Genomic DNA, 18,015 nt, shown 5'->3' on the forward strand with positions numbered 1-18,015 from the left:
AAAAAAGTGTGGATGGTTTGGTAGATTAATTATCGGAACTAGGGAGCAACTTTAAATCTTCAACCATAAGTTGCGCAACCCTTTCGGAGGCACCAAGCCCACCAAGTTTAGTTTTAAGTTCTGCATAGTCTGACAGGATTCTTTCCCTAGTTTCTGGTGCTAGAATCGCTTTCAATTCATGAGTCATCTTTTTCTCATTCAGATCCGATTCTATTAATTCTGCCACGGCCCTTCTATCTAGAATTAGATTAACCATACAGATGTGGTTGATGCTAATTATGCCTTTTAATAAGTAAAAGGTCACCAAGCCAGGTTTGTAGCAAACCACCTGAGGCACATTGAACAAGGCAGTTTCTAAAGTAGCCGTTCCGGATGTGACTAAAGCTGCTTGAGTGTTATTTAGAATATCATAAGTCTTTCCGAATATCACTTTAACCTGCTGATCGGTGTATTGATCATAAAGGGATAGCTCAATAGTTTCAGAACCAGCTATTACAAACTGATGATCTGGAAAATGCTTTACGACATTAAGCATTTTAGGAAGCTTGGTATTAATCTCCCGTTTTCTACTTCCGGGCAATAGTGCAATGATTGGCTTGGCAGACAAACCATGAGTTTTTAAGAACTCATCTTTACTCACTAATTCAGGCTTGCGCTGCTCAATTGAATCCAAGATTGGGTGCCCTACATAGTCAACTTTATAGCCGTAAGACTCATAAAAATCAGATTCGAAAGGAAGAATTGAAAACCTTCTATCTGTCCAGCCTTGAATTGTATGAACGCGTTTTCTTTTCCAAGCCCATGCTTGCGGTAGAATGTAATAGAAGATTCGCGTGGATAAGCCCGAGTTCTTAACGAATTTGGCTATGCGCAAATTGAATCCAGAATTATCGATTAGAATCAAGACATCAGGCTTGAATGCCATGATATCATTTTCGCAAAATTTGAAGTTTGCTTTAATGGTTTTCAAATGTCTTACTACGGCAAATACGCCCATGAAAGAAGTCTCACGGATGTGTTTAGCAAGTTCCTGAGCTTCCTCTGCCATCCGATCGCCTCCCCATACACGGAAATACGCATCTGAATCGCGAAGCTTTAATTGCTTCATCATATTAGCCGCGTGCATATCGCCTGAAGCCTCTCCTGCTATGATGTAGTATTTCATTTTCTAGATTCTCGCCCGAAGTTCTATGTTCCTGAGTAATAATCAAACCAAAATTAAAGACTCTGTCATATTGCATTCTCTATATTAGCAATATGCCCAGCACAAAATCTATTTTCATCCTTATCATTTGTCTGTTTCTCAGCATTGATCTTAAAGCGCAAATTTTAAATGAAGAATATAAAAAGATTAACGTCATTAAAAGAGATACTAGAAATCAAGGAAATCTTCCATTTTATTACCTGTGGAATGAGAAGCAAGATATATTAATAATTGGGTTTGGATTTAAACCCTCTAAGTTTGAAGTCTACGAAACTAAAACTTGGAAGAGGTTGTCTTTTTTTCAAACAAAAGGCCATTCTAATGAACCTGAGTCATTTTTCTCACCTAAAGAGGCTAACATAGTCTATATTAAGAAAAGCCGTGGCAAAGTCCTTTTTAAAGTAGATTATTTAAAAGGTGAAATTCTTGAAAAAACTTCTTTCAGGCGGTTGGACTTCGAAAAACCTATTCCCAATTACGAGAGTCAGTTTTATGAGGCACTTTGGCGTCAAAACCTCCCTATGCACCATTATTTGTTTTTTTCGAATTATGCATTGATTATAAAGGACAGCCAATTAGATGTTTTTAGGAAAGACTAGATTTCTTTCGCAAAGCGTCTTCATTACAATAGATTACCTTGTCCATTGATTGTTTAGACACTACATTTACTTCCTAATAAGAAACGACATTTCAATGCTCAAAATAGGCGTACTCGGAGCCGGTCATCTCGGCAAAATCCATATCAAATGCATCAAAGATATTCCTGAATATGAACTGGTTGGGTTTTACGATCCTGTTGCTGAAAATGCAGCTAGTGTTGCTGAGACTTTCGGTATTCCTAGTTTCGACACCATAGAGGGATTGTTAGAAGTTGTTGATTTGGTGGATATCGTTACACCTACCCTTTCACATTTTGAATGTGCAGAAAAAGCCCTTCAGGCTGGTAAACACGTTTTTGTAGAAAAACCAGTAACCAATACAGTTGAAGAAGCTGAAAGACTAATAGAATTATCAGAAGAGAAAGGGCTTAAAATGCAAGTAGGCCATGTAGAGCGTTTCAACCCTGCTTTTGTAGCAGCGCAACCGTATTTAAAACAGCCTATGTTTATCGAAACTCATAGGTTGGCACAATTCAATCCGCGTGGCCTAGATGTTCCTGTGGTATTAGATTTAATGATTCATGACATCGACGTAATACTTAAAGCGGTTGGTTCTGAAGTAGAAAAGATTTCTGCTAGCGGCGTAAATGTTGTTGCGGATACACCTGATATCGCAAACGCAAGATTAGAGTTTGCCAACGGCTGCGTTGCCAACCTTACCACTAGCCGTATAGCCGTAAAAAACATGCGCAAATCACGTTTCTTCCAAAAAGATGCTTATGTGGCTGTAGATTTCCTTGAGAAAAAGTCGGAAATCGTGAGAATGCAGGAAGCGACCGGCGATGAAGGTGCTTTTTCTATGGTTTTAGATTTAGGCGAGGACAAAGGCAAAAAGGAGATCATTTTTGAAAACCCAAAAGTCTTAGAAACTAATGCCATTAGAGAAGAGCTTTTTACTTTTCATGAAGCCATTGTCAACGACACTGAACCAATAGTAACCATAAAAGATGGTTATAAAGCCTTAAAAGTGGCTTATGGAATTCTTGATCAGATTAAAACAAACTTGCAAAAAATAGGATAACAATAGCCTTTAATTAAGGGTTCTTGTTCGAAGTATATAATGAAAAATCAAAGCCAAGGCTAAATGTCATCTTGGCACAAAGCATAAATTAAAACGTAAAAACATGGATAACAGAAAATTATTACCCATCGTCGTGATTACAATTATCGCATTGATAGTTGTCGTCGGACTTTCATCAAGCATTTTCTATACGATTCAATCAAATGAACGTGCAGTTATATTTAAGAAGTTCTCAGGTGGACTTGACAAAGAAGACATTAAGCAACCAGGCTTTCATTTTAAATCACCTTGGAATGACCTATACGTTTATGACGTGTCGGAAAACCAGGCAGAAGAAACAATGGACGTATTAGAGAAAAACGGTTTGTCTATTCAAGTAGATATTTCGGTTCGTTTCCACCCGATGTATGACAAAATTGGTGAGATACACGAAACATTTACCAGAGATTATGTAAACAGACTTGTTGTTCCCGAAGTAAGATCAACGGTAAGACAGGTTATGGGACGTTTTACGGCCGAAGAAATTTACTCTACAAAACGTTCTGAGGTTGAACAAGCCATCATTTCAGAAACTGGAGAAGTTTTAGGTAATGAGAATAATAACATTCAAATGAAAGCGCTATTGATCCGTTCTATTAACCTTCCAGAAAAAATTAAGACAGCTATCGAAAGTAAACTACAGCAAGAGCAAGAAGCACTTGCCTACCGATTCCGTTTGGATAGAGAAAAGAGTGAGGCTGAAAGAAAGCGTATTGCTGCTGAAGGTGAATCTAGTGCTAACAAGATCATTAACAACAGTTTAACTCCGGCTCTTCTTAAAATGAGAGGAATTGAAGCGACGTTAAAACTTGCTGAATCAACGAATTCTAAAGTTGTTGTCATCGGTCAGGGCAAAGACGGCTTACCACTTATTTTAGGTAATAATTAAAAACAATTGGCTCACTTGGGAACAACTGTTTCATTTAAGTGTTTATTAGATTAAATTCGCTCGCGGAAACGAGTGGAAATACAGAAAACACAAATTTAGATAATGTCAAATACTGCAGAGATCAAAGTTGGAGGACAGGCTTACGAATTGCCGGTTATTGAAGGTTCTGAACAAGAGCAAGCAATCGATATTTCGAAGCTAAGAGGCCAAAGTGGTGTTATTACCATAGACCCAGGTTTTAAAAATACGGGTTCTACTACAAGTGCTATCACTTTTTTGGATGGTGAGAAAGGAATTTTAAGATACAGAGGATATTCTATCGAAGACTTAGCTGAAAAATCTAACTTCCTTGAAGTATCATTCTTATTGATCTATGGTCATCTTCCGTCTAACGAAGAGTATACTAGGTTTGTAGAAAGCATCACCAAACATACGCTTGTTCATGAAGACGTGAAGAAGATTTTAGAGGGTTTTCCTTCTACAGCACACCCAATGGGCGTTCTTTCTTCTTTAGTTTGTGCGCAAACAGCCTTCTACCCAGAATCTCTTGATCCTAACAGATCATCTGACGAAGTAGACATGAGCATTATCCGTTTAATCGCTAAAATGCCAACTTTCGCTGCATGGTCTTATAAAAATCAAATTGGGCAACCAGTAAACTACCCTGATAATAAGGAAAATTATGCTTCAAACTTCTTGAAGATGATGTTTGCTAACCCTGCCGAGCAGTACGAAGTTGATCCAGTTGTAGCCAATGCTTTAGACAAACTTCTAATCTTACATGCTGATCATGAGCAAAACTGTTCAACAGCAACGGTAAGAGTTGTAGGTTCATCTCATGCAAGTATGTACGCTTCTATTTCTGCAGGAATCAATGCACTTTGGGGACCACTTCACGGTGGTGCTAACCAAGCTGTAATTGAAATGCTAGAGAACATTAAACAAGATGGTGGAGACACTAAGAAGTGGATGGCCAAAGCGAAAGACAAAAATGATCCTTTCCGTTTGATGGGCTTCGGACACAGAGTTTATAAGAACTTTGACCCGAGAGCTAAAATCATCAAAAAAGCTGCTGATGACGTACTAGAAAAACTGGGTGTGAAAGATCCTGTATTGGATATCGCCAAAGGTCTAGAGGAAGAAGCATTGAGAGACCCATATTTTGTGGAAAGAAAGCTTTATCCGAATGTAGATTTTTACTCTGGTATTATCTACAGAGCACTAGGCATTCCTACTGATATGTTCACCGTAATGTTTGCCATGGGTAGATTACCAGGATGGATTGCTCAGTGGAAAGAAATGAGAGAGAATAAAGAGCCAATTGGTCGTCCAAGACAAGTTTATACTGGTGCGAACGAAAGGCCTTATGTTGGAATGTCCGACAGATAACATAAGTCGAAAGACTATCAAAAGGGATGCTTAAAGTATCCCTTTTTTTATGCCCTTCCCAGAATTATTATCCCTCAAACCATGTTTAAAGGGAAACTGAAGAACTTATGGAAAAGAAACTCCCCTTGCCCCCATTTACTTTAGAAACTGCCAAAGAAAAGATTCAAGCAGCTGAAAATGGATGGAATTCACAAGACCCTATCAAAGTATCTATGGCTTACACAGTTGATACAAAATGGAGGAATCGCGATCAATTTATTAATGGTCGATCAGAAGTACAGGCCTTTCTAACAGATAAATGGAAAAAAGAGAAAAATTACAAGCTCAAGAAATCATATTGGGCACATACTGAAAATCGAATAGCCGTACGTTTTGAGTATGAATACCAGACTGAAAATGGTGAATGGTTTCGTGCTTATGGAAACGAGAATTGGGAGTTCGATGAAAATGGTTTAATGATGAAACGTTATGCGAGTATTAATGACTTGGCCATAGCAGAATCTGAAAGAAGATTATAGGTGTTGATTTCAGACTTAATCTAATAGATTCCGTATTTTAATCTAAGTAAACTGTATGCGCTTAGATAGATTCCCAGATATCAAATGGATTCAAAATCAATCCAAAACAAATTTCCAGAACGGTAAAGATGTGAATAGCAAACCGCTGCAAGCTAGTGGTTGGCCCAGCGTAGTTTTAAATACACACTCTTTTGGTGCCGAAAGGAATGATATTAAAGGGCCTTTTAGTCTTTTCTTGAACGTATCAGGTAGTAGCCATGTAAAAGTTAACGGCAAGTCAGTTAAAATCACGGATGACAATTTATGCATGACTAATCAAGGCGATTTCTATGACTTGACTATTCCTGAAGGCGAATCAACCGAAACTTTTAATATTCACTTTGGTGAGCAGCTCTTTAATGACGTGGTAAATACCAACCAGAGTTCATCAAAATCACTTTTAGACAGACCGTTAAGCACGCAAAAAGCTAATTTTGAATTGGGCTTACATTCCATTTGGAGAGATGAGCTCATAAACCATAAAATCAATCAATTACGTTTTTTTTACCAGCAGAATACTCCGAGCGTTGATGCAGAGTATGACCTTTTATCAAATCTACTTGCTACTATGCTAGAACAGCAAAGTATGGTCCTGAAAGCTCCTAAGTCTCTATCTGCTATTAAGAAATCAACCCAATCAGAACTTATCGATAGAGTCGGCTTATCAGTAGATTATATTCATGCTTTTTATAGAGAAACGATAAACTTAGATACTTTAGCTGCCATAGCCTGCCTATCTAAGTTTCATTATTTAAGAACATTCAAAAGCGTTTACAGATGCACGCCGCAGCAAATGGTGGCTAACTTAAGATTTAAAAAAGCCAAATCAGAGCTTTTGAACTCTACCAAGTCTATCATAGAAATTGCGCCAAGCTTGGGCTTTAGCGAGATCGCATCCTTTACCCGATTCTTTAGCAAACATGCTGGTATGTCTCCCAAAACATATCGTCAGAATAATTAGCAATTTGGGTTAAATTTATAGTGACCTTTCACCCTACTTTTGAAGAAAAAGAACAATGGTACAAATCGGTTTCTATTCTCTCACCTTAGTAATGGTTTTAGCATTACTGTACTTGCTCAAATTCTCTGAATCTACGCAAATCATTAGAAAAAAGGCTTCTATCATTGCTTTCAGTTGGATTGCCTATGTTGTAGCCATGTCGTTTACAGGAATTCTTGATAGCCTGTCTATGCCACCCAAGGCACCAATATTTATTATTATCCCTGCTTTTATATTAGTGTTTATCAGTACTTCCAGAAATGGTTTCCAAACCGTAATACAGCACATGCCCAAACACATACCCGTGCTGATACAGTCGTTTCGAATTGCCGTTGAGCTCTTAATTTATGGCGCTTTCTTAGAAGGGTTGTTTCCTGAACGCGTCACTTTTGAAGGGCTTAATTATGACATTTTAATGGGTATTTTAGCCCTTCCTACGGCCTACTTGATTAGCAAGGGCATTTTAAAACGAAAAGCGATTTTGGCCTACAACATTCTAGGACTTGCCGTGCTCAGCCTTACTGGCTATGCCTTTATCTCCTCTTTTTACTTTTCAGATTTCGTAAGTAAGACTGGTGAAATCGCCTTGGTGCAAGTTCCATTTATTCTATTGCCAGGAGTGCTTTTACCATTTGCCATATTCTATCATGTAGTTTCCATAAAGCAAAACCTGAAAGAATAGGCTTAGGCTTAGCTTAAAACCAAATGGAACAAGGCGAATCAGAGGATCTGCCAACCTAAAGGGGCATTATAAATCAACTCCCCTTTTCTAATTTCTAGTGGAGAACTAATGTTATTATAATAAAGCTGCCCCGTACCTAAGCCTTGCGGCAGTGTCGGTTTGAATTGGGCAGTGAATTGGGCAATGGCATTCAACCCTATATTTGACTCAAGCATTGAAGTCATCCACCAACCGATATTCATGCCCTCCGCTAAATCTATCCACTCTTGACAGGACTGAAGGCCCCCCACCAATGAAGGCTTTAGAATGATATATTGTGGTTTTATTTTATTCAAAAGACTTTTCTTCTCAGCTAGATCATGTACACCAATAAGCTCCTCGTCCAAGGCAATCGGTAAAATACCAGATGAACAGAGTCCGGCCATCAAATCAGGTTGACCTGCTGCTACAGGTTGTTCTATAGAATGAATATCTAAGGCAGCCAGTTGAGTTAATTTGTCTTCGGCATCTTCAGCCGTAAATGCTCCGTTTGCATCGACTCGAAGTGTTATATCATTCGCAGCATATTCATTTCGTATGGCCTCAAGAATTCCAAGCTCACGACCGAAGTTTATAGCACCTACCTTCATTTTGATCGTGCTAAAGCCTGATTTCAGCTTGTCTTCCACTTGCTGACGCATAAAAGCCTCGTCTCCCATCCAAATAAGTCCGTTGATCGGCATGCGATATTTGCCTTGAAAAAACGGAGTATCGAAAATCACACGAGTTCCTCCATTTATTAAGTCAAACAAAGCCGTTTCTAAACCAAACTTTATGGATGGCAAATTGGTAGGTATATTTTGAGCAATAAAACTCAATATTTCGGGCTTGTTTTGAGGTATATTTAAAGCAGAAAGCTTATTTAGGATATCCGTAAGCATACTCTCGTAATCAGGTCTATAGTCTTCACTGAGCCCTTTCAAAGGACTCGCTTCACCAATACCTACAATACCATTCTTGCCTACTTCTGTGGCTTTTATATACCAAGTTTCTTTTTCGGTAAATGCTCCTCTTGAAGTTCCCGCTTCGAACCTAAATTTTAAAACATGCGGGATTACCTCGAATTGAACTTTCATGACTTCCCTAACAGTCTTTTCACGTACTTACCAATGATATCAAACTCAAGGTTGACTTTATCTCCTGGTTTAAGTCGATGGAAGTTTGTGAATTCGTAGGTATAAGGAATAATTGCGATTCGGAACTTGCCTTCTTCCGAATTAAAGCAAGTTAGGCTGGTGCCATTTACACATACTGACCCTTTTTCAACCGTTACATTACCTAAGGATGGATCATAAGAAAAGTCGAATAACCAACTACCGTCTTGTTCTTGCACATTTGTAACTGTACCAATCTGATCCACATGACCTTGAACGACATGCCCATCAAAACGACCATTGGCGATCATGCAGCGCTCTAAATTCACAATTGCGCCAACATTCCAGTCACCGAGATTAGTCTTTTTCATGGTTTCGTCAATTGCCGTCACCCGATGTACATCATCAGTTACCTTAACCACGGTAAGGCAAGTACCATTATGGGCTATACTTTGATCAATCTTTAATTCGGTACTCACCGAACTCTTTATATCAAAGTGAATATTGGTGCCTTCTTTTTCAATAGAGACCACCTTTCCAGTTGTTTCAATTATGCCTGTGAACATATCGCAATGTTAATGATAGTGTAAGAAAGATAACAGGATATTCAGTGGGAAGTTCGAACTAAGTTTCGTTAAATTCATCGCAGTTAAGTCATAGTTCATTTGTTTAAGTGTATGACACTCTAAAATATTCTGGACCTAATAACTACCTATGAAACTGACCCTGTCTTCTCTGTTATTATTGTGCGCTATTCATATAGTTTCTGCACAGAACGTTTACAAATCTGAGAAATACGGAATCTCTTTTGAATCTTCGCAAATTCTTGATGAATATGAAACAGAGGCAGAAACTGTTATAGGCTTTGAAAATGATGACCTTGCCGTTGACATTGAGGTTTTCAGGTACGATCGAAATCGAAAGAAAAAATTATATGCTGGTGGAATTCTGCCATTAGCGCAAAGCACGGCCAAAATGCTTGGTTTTATTAAAGTTTCTGGTGGCACTGAAATTCCAAATATTGATAGTGCCGTTTATGTTTTAGCCTATTCTGAAGATGATTCAGAAGAAGTTCCGGTTTTTGTAGCCTATATCATTGATGAAAAGAATGCCTTAGTCTTTGAGGCCACCGTCTACTGTTATGATAACGATTTAAAAGAAGGAAGGAAGATTGCCGAAAGCTTTAAACTCATAAATTGATATAGAATTAAAGCTGTTCGAGTAACATGAAAAAGAGTAGAAAGACCTTCCTAATTAAAAACCTTCATTTATTCATCTCCTTGGCCATTGTTACACCTTTTGCCTTTGTCTATGGCCTTAATCCAGAATCGATTCTCCCCATTTACTTTGATTTTGAGGTAAACAGCATTGACCTCAATCATTTTTTCAGAGCTATTATGGGCTTGTATTTGGGCATTTCTGCTATTTGGATAATCGGCATTGCCAATCCTAGATTTTGGAAGACTGCAACACTTTTAAATGTGGTTTTCATGTTAGGCCTCGCTTTAGGGAGAACCATAAGCTTCTTTTCAGATGGTACTCCTTCTCAACCATTGATCACGGCACTTTTTTTAGAATTGATTTTAGGAATGTTCGGTTGGTATCAAATGAAAAAATACACAAAGCAAGAATAGATTTTGATAAGCTTCTTCTATTTAAAAGCGTATCCAACCAATGGGTAATTAGCTGTGTCTATAAAGGCAAACACAAACAAAATGAGGAAAAGCATTCAATTATTCTCTATCCTACTAATTCTATCTTGCCTCAGTTGTAATAACAGCGACAGTGAACCTGATACAATCCCTGATGGCACATTTATCGGAACCTTTACGGTAGAATACATGGATGGACGAACTTATTCAAACCCTGTTTCTGTAACTTTCAAATCGGGAGAATACTATAATGCGGGAAATGTCGATAAGGTTCCAGCCGGCGGTAGTGGCAAATTCACAATTTCAAATGGCCTTATAGAATTTATTGATGAAAACTTTTGGACCGCAGAATTCGACTGGAATTTAATCTTAAGCGGTAAATACTCACTGCTCGTCACTGATGCGCAAATTCGATTCAGTGCAGAAAAGCATAATGTGGGAACGTATACCTACAATCTAGAGAATGAAGTGACTTTAAATTAAGTAGAGTCTTTAAGCAATTTTCCGTTTAATTAGACTTCTCTCTTTTCGAACAAAAAACTAAGCATTTCTCTAGGCTTAGACTATCTTCGTTTCCGGAAAATGGAAGATAGTTATAGACATAAAGGCATGCGCCGCCAGTTGGTGAAAGTACTGCAAGAAAAGGGCATTACGGATCGGAAAATACTTGAAGTAATCGGAAAAATTCCTCGGCACTTCTTTTTCGAAAACGCACTTGTAGAGCATGCTTATGAGGATAAGGCCTTCCCTATTGGTGCTGGTCAAACAATCTCACAACCCTATACTGTAGCTTTTCAAACAGAATTGTTGGGTATAAGACCAGGAAATAAAATCTTGGAAATTGGTACAGGATCAGGCTATCAGGCCATGGTTTTAGTAGATATGGGTGCTGATTTATACACTATAGAGTACCAGAAACTTCTCTATGAAAGAACAAAAGCATTTCTTCCAAAAATGGGCTATAAGCCAAACTTCTTTTATGGCGATGGTTCTAAAGGCCTAAGTCGTTTTGCACCATACGACAAGATCATTGTTACTGCCGGTGCTCCAACCGTACCCGATGCACTAATTGACCAATTGAATATAGGTGGATGTTTAGTTATTCCAGTTGGAAATCAAAAAACGCAGCAAATGCTTCGTGTCACAAAAACTGCCCAAGGTAAAATCAGGAATGAGGTATTCCACGACTTCAAATTTGTACCCCTACTCGGTAGTGATGGTTGGAAATAATAAATCATTAAAACAATATATGTTAATATATTGTTTCTATCATATATAAAATATTATTTCACTCTTACTCACTAGTTAGTCTCAATTTATCTGATTCAATCCTTAATTTTGTAATCAACAGAATTTACTATGGCAAAGCAATCTAAGACCCCTACTGCTTCTTGTGTCACCATGACGGAACTTGTACTTCCTAACGATACAAATACATTAAATAAACTAATGGGTGGCCGACTCATGCATTGGATGGATATTGTTTCTGCCATTGCCGCACAAAAGCATTCGAACAGAATCGTTGTTACAGCTTCGGCCGATAATATTTCTTTCAGGCACCCTATTGAATTAGGTGATGTAGTAACGTTAGAAGCCAAGGTAACGAGGTCATTTAGCTCTTCAATGGAGGTTTCTGTAAAGGTATTCGCTGAGAATATACCTTCAGGCACTAAATCTCAAAGCCATAGTGCATTCTTTACTTTCGTGGCAGTAGATCAAGGCGGACGTCCAATTGATGTGCCTGAGCTAGTTCCTGAAACCGAGGAAGAACAAGAAATGTATGCTGGGGCATTGCGCAGAAGGCAACTTAGATTGGTACTCGCTAAAAGGATGAACCCTGAAGATGCTACGGAGTTGAAAAGTATTTTCGACGTTCAGGCGTAGTACTTTCTATTTGTTCATTAAATTGAAGCATACATTTTCTCAACTATGAGCGATTCGGCATTTCTTTCCTTATTCATTGAAGAACCTATTTATGTTCTAAAAGAAGATTTAGGTACTCAACCGAAAGATATCGCTATCAGCGAACCAGAGACAAAGACAATTGAAGAGGCCAAAGAAGCTGCCGCGCCTGAATCTAATCAGGTTGAGGAACCGGTTGCTCCAGTTTATGTAAAACCGTTGCCTACGGTAGGTGATAATCTGAAACACTGTATTGTGCTAGTCGAATCTAACGAGGAAGTCCTCGAAGAGGCTTTAATGGCACTTCTTTATAAGATTATGGGTTCTGTTAAACGTAAAGGAGAAGACATTCTCATTGCCAATTGCGTCAATGCGGATGGCGATCAGATCGATGCATTATTGGCGAATAATAACCATAGACATGTCTTAGCATTTGGAACTAATGTTTTCGCCCCGTTAATTAATGTAGGGCATTATGAGGTTCATACAGATGGACCAAAGTCATTTCTTAAAGGCGATAGTCTCACTGAAATTCAAAATAGTGTAGACAAGAAAAAAGCGCTTTGGAAAGCGCTTCAAGAAATGTTCTAAATATTATGGTTGGAGTGTTTACTCTCCAAAGATGCTTTCTAACTTCTTTTGCAACATTCTACCTCTCAGGTTCTTACCAATAACTCTACCCTCAGGATCTAATAGAAGCGCAAATGGTATAGCGTTAACCTTATAGTCTATTGCTGCTTGCGATTGAAAATATTTTACATCCGACACGTGGTTCGGCCAGATTAAGCCATCTTTTTCAATAGCATCTAACCATTGACCTCTAGCCCTATCCAAGCTTACACTAAATACATCAAAACCTTTTTCGTGATACTTGTTATACATATTCACCACATTAGGGTTTTCTGCTCGACAAGGCTTGCACCAGCCTGCCCAAAAGTCCAAAAGCACATATTTGCCTTTCAATTCAGATAGACTTAGGTTTTCTCCATCTGGTTTAGGGAGTGTTATCTCTGGAGCTATTTCACCAATAGATACCGCTGGCTTAAAAAACGGTAAACTTTCTGCGAAATAATCAACGTCTTTGGCTGTAGGCACTTCTTTCTTAAGCTTCGTTACTAAGGAATCTAGGAAATTATATTCATCTGCCTTATTTGGGATATAATCCACAATCAACAGGGAAACTAACGACCCGTCGAATTCCCAAGCTAGATTTTTAAGCCTGTCAATTTTAACCTTCTCAAGGTTCATTCCTTCTTCGGTTAAAGTCTCCATAGAGGCTAGATTGCCAGTATTTTTGGCATTCATATAACGTTGATTGAAATCAACAACTAGGTCTTGATAATCGCCAAGGAACTCATAAAGCTTCTCAATATTTTCAGAATCTCTTGAACCACTCACTGTTATATAAGAGCCACCGTCGCCCTCTGCTTCTATTTTTAGATCTTCGTTATTAAGGACAATGGTCTCGAATTGTTGACCGTAAACATTAATTCTATAGAAACTTGGTGATTCTACAGGAACCTCAATTTCGAAATTGCCTTTGTGGTCTGAATAGACTGTAGTAATAGGAGTAATTCTTCCCTGTTCGTATTTCTCTAAAATCACTTCTCCTTGCGGAATGGCATTTTCAATTTTGCCGGTAATTTTAACTAAGCCATCACTTGTGCTACCACAAGCTGTGATAAATCCGACTAAGATTAAAAGAACTATAATATTTCTCATTCCTATTGATTTAGCTTCTTATTCAATTTCACCTGCAATTCTTTAGGGTCGGCTTTGCCTCTACTCTTCTTCATGACTTCTCCCATAAAGAGCCCTAAAAGTTTCTTCTTTCCTGCTTTATAGGCTTCTACTTCTTTAGGTAAAGATAACAATACATCTTCGATCAACTGATCTATTTGACTATCATCCTTAACCGAAAGCAAGTCATTTTCCTTTGCAATATCGAAAGCACTGCGTTCAGACTCTAGCATTTTTGGTAGAACATGATGAACGGCTACTTTCGCACTAATCTTCTTGTCATCAGTTAGATTGATTAACTCTGCCAGCCTTCCACTTGACAAATTAAGTTGGTCTATATTTTGGTTCAAGTCATTCATCAAACCACGGATAGTGCCATTCATCCAATTTGCCGCACTTTTCGGATTTTTAACCTGTTGACATAACGCGCTAAAGTATAAAGCAGTTTCCTTCTCCTCCGTTAATAGGCTCACATCATAGTCGCTCAGCTGATAAAGTTCTTGAAAATTCTTCCTCATTTGCTGAGGAGTAATATTCATTCCGGTTCTCAATTCATCTATGAAACTGGTTTCAATTACTAAAGGAGGAAGATCTGGACATGGAAAGTACCGATAGTCATTCATCGTTTCTTTCATTCTCATGCTGGACGTGGTCCCTGTATTTGGACTGAAAGTTCTAGTTTCAATAGCAATCTCATCCCCCGCTAGACATAACTCAAGCTGTCGTTCCAACTCATAGGTAATGGCACGTCGTACATTACTAAATGAATTCATATTTTTAATCTCAGCTTTATTGCCAAGTTTAAGGGAATTGATGGGCCTAATAGAGATGTTTGCATCGCATCGAAGTTCACCTTTCTCCATATTAGCCTCGCTGATATCCAAAAAGCGAACAATTCTGCGTACTTCTTGTAAGAATAACGATGCTTCTTCAGGACCATTAATTGCCGGCTCTGTTACAATTTCTATAAGAGGAGTGCCAGCCCGATTTAGGTCAATTAGTGTGGATTCACCGTGATCGTGAACTGACTTTCCCGCATCTTCTTCCAAATGAATATGGTGTAGGACAACTTCTTCTTGAAGTAAATCTTTACCGAAAAGCCCTACTTTTCCACCAACACAAATTGGCGTTTTATCCTGAGTAGTCTGATAGCCTTTCGGCAGGTCTGGATAGAAATAACTTTTCCTATCAAAATGATTTACTTGGGTGATTTGACTATCGCATGCCAATCCCATAAGAATTGCCATACGAACGGCTTCTTTATTAAGCACCGGAAGGGTTCCTGGGTGCCCAAGTGAAATGACACTAATATTTTGGTTAGGTAATGCTTCGGAAGCATTGGCATCCGAAGAGAATATCTTCGATTCCGTCTTGAGCTGAACGTGCACTTCCAAGCCAATTACGGCCTGATATCCAGCAGCTTTTAGTTTGGCAATTGTGCTATTCACAAGGCATCAACCATTTCGGTTGCCTTTGAAACTACATTATCTAACCCAAATAAATCCTTACCACCTGCAGTAGCAAAAAACGGCTGTCCACCGCCGCCACCTTTGATTTCTTTGGCTAGTTCTCTAACCATCTGTCCTGCATTTAAACCTTTGTCGGCTACTAGATTTTCAGCAATAACTACTGCTATTTGAGGCTTCCCGTCGATATCCGCAGCCAGAATAGCCAGTAAATTGTCTACTTCGTTTTTAAGTTCGAAGGCCAATTTTTTCAATCCATCAGCATTTGGCAAAAGTACTTTAGCAATCAATGTATTAAAGCCATCTTTTGCCTGTACATCACCCAAAAGGCCTTGTTTTAAAACACCCGCCTGCTTAGCATATAACGTTTCTATAATTTTCGAAAGACGTTTTTGATCATCCATCAATCCATTAATTGCTTTGGCAAGATCTTTAGGGTTTTTAAGGATCTCTTTTACTTCGCTTAAAGCCTTGTCTTGTGCTTGAACATGCTCGAAAGCTTTCGGCCCAGTATAAGCTTCAATTCTACGAATACCTGCAGCAACTGCTCCTTCTGATACGATCTTGAACAAACCGATATCACCTGTTGCATTAACATGGGTTCCTCCGCATAATTCAACTGAATAGTCAGCATCAAAAGTGATCACCCGCACAAAATCGCCATACTTTTCACCAAAAAGGGCCATGGCACCGAGCGTTTTGGCTTCATCTATCGGCACACTTCTTCTTTCGTCTAAAAGAATATTCTGGCGAATTCGGTCATTCACTATTCTTTCTATCTCAACGATTTGTTCTTCTTCAACTTTCGAGAAATGCGAAAAGTCAAACCTTAATACCTGATCGGATACTAATGATCCTTTCTGCTGTACATGCGTCCCTAAAACATCTCTCAATGCAGCGTGCAATAGATGTGTAGCACTATGGTTACCTTTGATTAATGTTCTTCGGTTACCATTAATAACAGCCTTAAAGCTTGCTGAAGGGTCAGCTGGTAGCTTATCTGTAAAGTGAACGATTAAATCATTTTCTTTCTTTGTGTCAATTACCTTGATGGTTTCATTGTCGTTCGTCAATAAACCCGTATCCCCTATTTGGCCGCCGCTTTCGCCATAGAAAGGTGTCTTAGCCAATACCACTTGATAAACCGTTCTCTTGGCTTCTTTTATTTCGCGGTATTTGATAATGGAAGTTTCTGTTTCAACTTCGTCGTAGCCTACAAACTCAACGGAGGCTTCATCGTCTATTGAAATCCAATCTCCTTTTTCAGAAACAGCATCCGCCTTTGAACGATTCTTTTGAACGCTCATCGCCTTATCAAATCCTGCTTCATCGATTGATAGATTATTCTCACGAGCGATTAATGCCGTAAGGTCAAGCGGGAACCCGAAAGTATCGTACAATTCGAATACTTCTTCTCCTGCTATAGTTGTCTCACCCGACTTTTTAAGTCTGTCTTTTATCTGGTCAAGTCGTTTTAAGCCATTTTCAAGCGTTCTCAAGAAGGAAGCTTCTTCTTCTTTAATCACCTTAGCAATTAAGTCTTTCTGGCTTTCTAATTCGTCGAAAAAGCCTTTGTATTGTTCCGCTAAAACGGGCACTAGTTCATGCAAAAACGGCTCATTCAAGTTTAGAAATGTATATCCATATCGTACAGCACGCCTTAAGATTCTTCGAATTACATAACCTGCTTTATTATTTGATGGTAGCTGATCATCTGCAATAGCAAATGATATCGCCCGAATATGATCTACGATGACGCGAATAGCAATGTCAATATCTTCTTCTTTACCATATTCAACACTAGCCTTTTTCGCCACTGCGTTGATTAAAGGCATAAAAACGTCCGTATCGTAGTTTGAGAGCTTTCCTTGTAAGGCCATAGCTAAACGCTCAAAGCCCATTCCTGTATCTATATGCTGCGCTGGAAGATTATCTAGTTGACCATTCGACTTTCTATCATACTGCATGAAAACTAAGTTCCACACTTCTATGACTTGAGGGTGATCTTGGTTGACAAGGTCTTTCCCTGATATTTTCGCTCTCTCCTCTTCAGATCTTAAATCGATGTGTAATTCGGAACATGGTCCACAAGGGCCTGTATCACCCATTTCCCAGAAGTTATCCTTTTTATCACCGTTCAGAATTCGAGACTCATCTATAAATTCTTTCCAATAGTCAAAAGCATCTTGGTCGAAAGCGAGGTTATCTTTTTTATCTCCTTCAAAAACGGTCACATAAAGTCGATCCTTTTCCAAACCGTAAACTTCAGTCAGTAACTCCCAAGCCCACTGAATTGCTTCTTTCTTGAAATAATCACCAAAAGACCAATTACCAAGCATTTCGAACATGGTATGATGGTAGGTATCAATACCTACTTCTTCAAGGTCATTATGTTTTCCTGAAACCCTAAGACACTTTTGGCTGTTAACAGCTCGTGTATAATCAGCAGTTGCATTACCAAGGAATAAATCTTTGAACTGATTCATTCCTGCATTGGTAAACATGAGCGTAGGGTCACTTTTAAGAACCATTGGCGCAGATGGAACGAACTTATGTTTCTTTGACTCAAAGAATTCTATAAACTTCGACCTTATCTCTCTAGACTGCATAATTGGATAGTTATCGGCTTGAAACCGTTACATTAATTTTTATTATTTTTGCCAAACCCAAGCATCTGAAGCA

General features: G+C 38.7%; 19 protein-coding genes. 13 read left to right on the forward strand and 6 right to left on the reverse strand.

Annotated elements, in window-relative coordinates:
- Positions 1 to 25 precede the first annotated feature (25 nt).
- Positions 26 to 1,165, reverse strand: coding sequence for a lipid-A-disaccharide synthase (gene lpxB / locus JXQ92_RS06075; RefSeq protein WP_421985703.1), 1,140 nt, complete (start codon positions 1,163 to 1,165; stop codon positions 26 to 28).
- Between the two features lie 92 nt (positions 1,166 to 1,257).
- Here lpxB and JXQ92_RS06080 point away from each other — a divergent pair, with 92 nt between their 5' ends.
- From JXQ92_RS06080 to JXQ92_RS06110, 7 genes are all read left to right on the forward strand, one after another.
- Positions 1,258 to 1,803 (forward strand): hypothetical protein, encoded by a 546-nt coding sequence (locus JXQ92_RS06080; protein ID WP_421985704.1) that lies wholly within the window; start codon positions 1,258 to 1,260, stop codon positions 1,801 to 1,803.
- 94 nt (positions 1,804 to 1,897) lie between these two features.
- Positions 1,898 to 2,884 carry a Gfo/Idh/MocA family protein gene (locus tag JXQ92_RS06085; RefSeq protein ID WP_421985705.1) on the forward strand — a complete coding sequence of 329 codons (987 nt, stop codon included), beginning with the start codon at positions 1,898 to 1,900 and terminating at the stop codon, positions 2,882 to 2,884.
- Positions 2,885 to 2,987: 103 nt separating this feature from the next.
- Entirely contained in the window at positions 2,988 to 3,812 is an 825-nt protein-coding gene (locus JXQ92_RS06090; RefSeq protein WP_421985706.1) for a prohibitin family protein, read from the forward strand.
- 102 nt (positions 3,813 to 3,914) lie between these two features.
- Positions 3,915 to 5,201, forward strand: a complete 1,287-nt coding sequence (locus JXQ92_RS06095; RefSeq protein WP_421985707.1) for a citrate synthase — start codon at positions 3,915 to 3,917, stop codon at positions 5,199 to 5,201.
- 107 nt (positions 5,202 to 5,308) lie between these two features.
- A complete protein-coding gene (locus tag JXQ92_RS06100) occupies positions 5,309 to 5,719 on the forward strand; it encodes a DUF1348 family protein (RefSeq protein ID WP_421985708.1) in 411 nt (136 codons plus the stop codon).
- Positions 5,720 to 5,774: 55 nt separating this feature from the next.
- The gene (locus tag JXQ92_RS06105; protein ID WP_421985709.1) at positions 5,775 to 6,719 is read left to right on the forward strand and encodes a helix-turn-helix domain-containing protein; all 945 of its coding nucleotides are present in this window, start codon (positions 5,775 to 5,777) and stop codon (positions 6,717 to 6,719) included.
- 55 nt (positions 6,720 to 6,774) lie between these two features.
- Positions 6,775 to 7,440: a hypothetical protein gene (locus tag JXQ92_RS06110; RefSeq protein WP_421985710.1), complete on the forward strand. Its 666-nt coding sequence runs from the start codon at positions 6,775 to 6,777 to the stop codon at positions 7,438 to 7,440.
- A gap of 38 nt (positions 7,441 to 7,478) precedes the next feature.
- Here JXQ92_RS06110 and JXQ92_RS06115 read toward each other — a convergent pair whose 3' ends face one another.
- Together JXQ92_RS06115 and JXQ92_RS06120 are read right to left on the reverse strand one after the other, a co-directional pair.
- On the reverse strand, positions 7,479 to 8,555 hold the full coding sequence (locus JXQ92_RS06115; RefSeq protein WP_421985711.1) for an o-succinylbenzoate synthase: 1,077 nt from the start codon (positions 8,553 to 8,555) through the stop codon (positions 7,479 to 7,481).
- A complete protein-coding gene (locus JXQ92_RS06120) occupies positions 8,552 to 9,139 on the reverse strand; it encodes a riboflavin synthase (RefSeq protein WP_421985712.1) in 588 nt (195 codons plus the stop codon). The genes JXQ92_RS06115 and JXQ92_RS06120 overlap by 4 nt, the downstream gene beginning before the upstream one ends.
- Positions 9,140 to 9,287: 148 nt before the next feature.
- On the opposite strand from JXQ92_RS06120, the gene JXQ92_RS06125 reads away from it, so the two are divergent.
- The 6 genes from JXQ92_RS06125 to JXQ92_RS06150 all read left to right on the forward strand — a co-directional run bounded on the left by JXQ92_RS06125 (position 9,288) and on the right by JXQ92_RS06150 (position 12,718).
- On the forward strand, positions 9,288 to 9,773 hold the full coding sequence (locus JXQ92_RS06125; protein WP_421985713.1) for a hypothetical protein: 486 nt from the start codon (positions 9,288 to 9,290) through the stop codon (positions 9,771 to 9,773).
- Between the two features lie 26 nt (positions 9,774 to 9,799).
- Complete coding sequence (locus JXQ92_RS06130) at positions 9,800 to 10,207, forward strand: DUF4345 domain-containing protein (RefSeq protein WP_421985714.1); 408 nt, start codon at positions 9,800 to 9,802, stop codon at positions 10,205 to 10,207.
- Between the two features lie 81 nt (positions 10,208 to 10,288).
- The gene (locus tag JXQ92_RS06135; RefSeq protein WP_421985715.1) at positions 10,289 to 10,708 is read left to right on the forward strand and encodes a hypothetical protein; all 420 of its coding nucleotides are present in this window, start codon (positions 10,289 to 10,291) and stop codon (positions 10,706 to 10,708) included.
- Between the two features lie 99 nt (positions 10,709 to 10,807).
- Positions 10,808 to 11,455, forward strand: coding sequence for a protein-L-isoaspartate(D-aspartate) O-methyltransferase (locus JXQ92_RS06140; RefSeq protein WP_421985716.1), 648 nt, complete (start codon positions 10,808 to 10,810; stop codon positions 11,453 to 11,455).
- A gap of 129 nt (positions 11,456 to 11,584) precedes the next feature.
- The gene (locus tag JXQ92_RS06145; RefSeq protein WP_421985717.1) at positions 11,585 to 12,109 is read left to right on the forward strand and encodes an acyl-CoA thioesterase; all 525 of its coding nucleotides are present in this window, start codon (positions 11,585 to 11,587) and stop codon (positions 12,107 to 12,109) included.
- Between the two features lie 45 nt (positions 12,110 to 12,154).
- Entirely contained in the window at positions 12,155 to 12,718 is a 564-nt protein-coding gene (locus JXQ92_RS06150; protein WP_421985718.1) for a hypothetical protein, read from the forward strand.
- Between the two features lie 18 nt (positions 12,719 to 12,736).
- Here the strand turns inward: JXQ92_RS06150 and JXQ92_RS06155 are convergent, their stop codons facing one another.
- The 3 genes from JXQ92_RS06155 to alaS are packed head-to-tail and all read right to left on the reverse strand — an operon-like array spanning position 12,737 to position 17,942.
- Positions 12,737 to 13,849, reverse strand: a complete 1,113-nt coding sequence (locus JXQ92_RS06155; protein ID WP_421985719.1) for a redoxin domain-containing protein — start codon at positions 13,847 to 13,849, stop codon at positions 12,737 to 12,739.
- Positions 13,850 to 13,851: 2 nt separating this feature from the next.
- On the reverse strand, positions 13,852 to 15,315 hold the full coding sequence (gatB, locus tag JXQ92_RS06160; RefSeq protein WP_421985720.1) for an Asp-tRNA(Asn)/Glu-tRNA(Gln) amidotransferase subunit GatB: 1,464 nt from the start codon (positions 15,313 to 15,315) through the stop codon (positions 13,852 to 13,854).
- A complete protein-coding gene (gene alaS / locus JXQ92_RS06165; RefSeq protein ID WP_421985721.1) occupies positions 15,312 to 17,942 on the reverse strand; it encodes an alanine--tRNA ligase in 2,631 nt (876 codons plus the stop codon). Before alaS ends, gatB begins: the two co-directional genes overlap by 4 nt.
- Between the last annotated feature and the right edge of the window lie 73 nt (positions 17,943 to 18,015).

Origin of the sequence: Roseivirga sp. (assembly GCF_049099775.1) — a bacterium.
In the GTDB taxonomy this organism is placed as follows: domain Bacteria; phylum Bacteroidota; class Bacteroidia; order Cytophagales; family Cyclobacteriaceae; genus Roseivirga.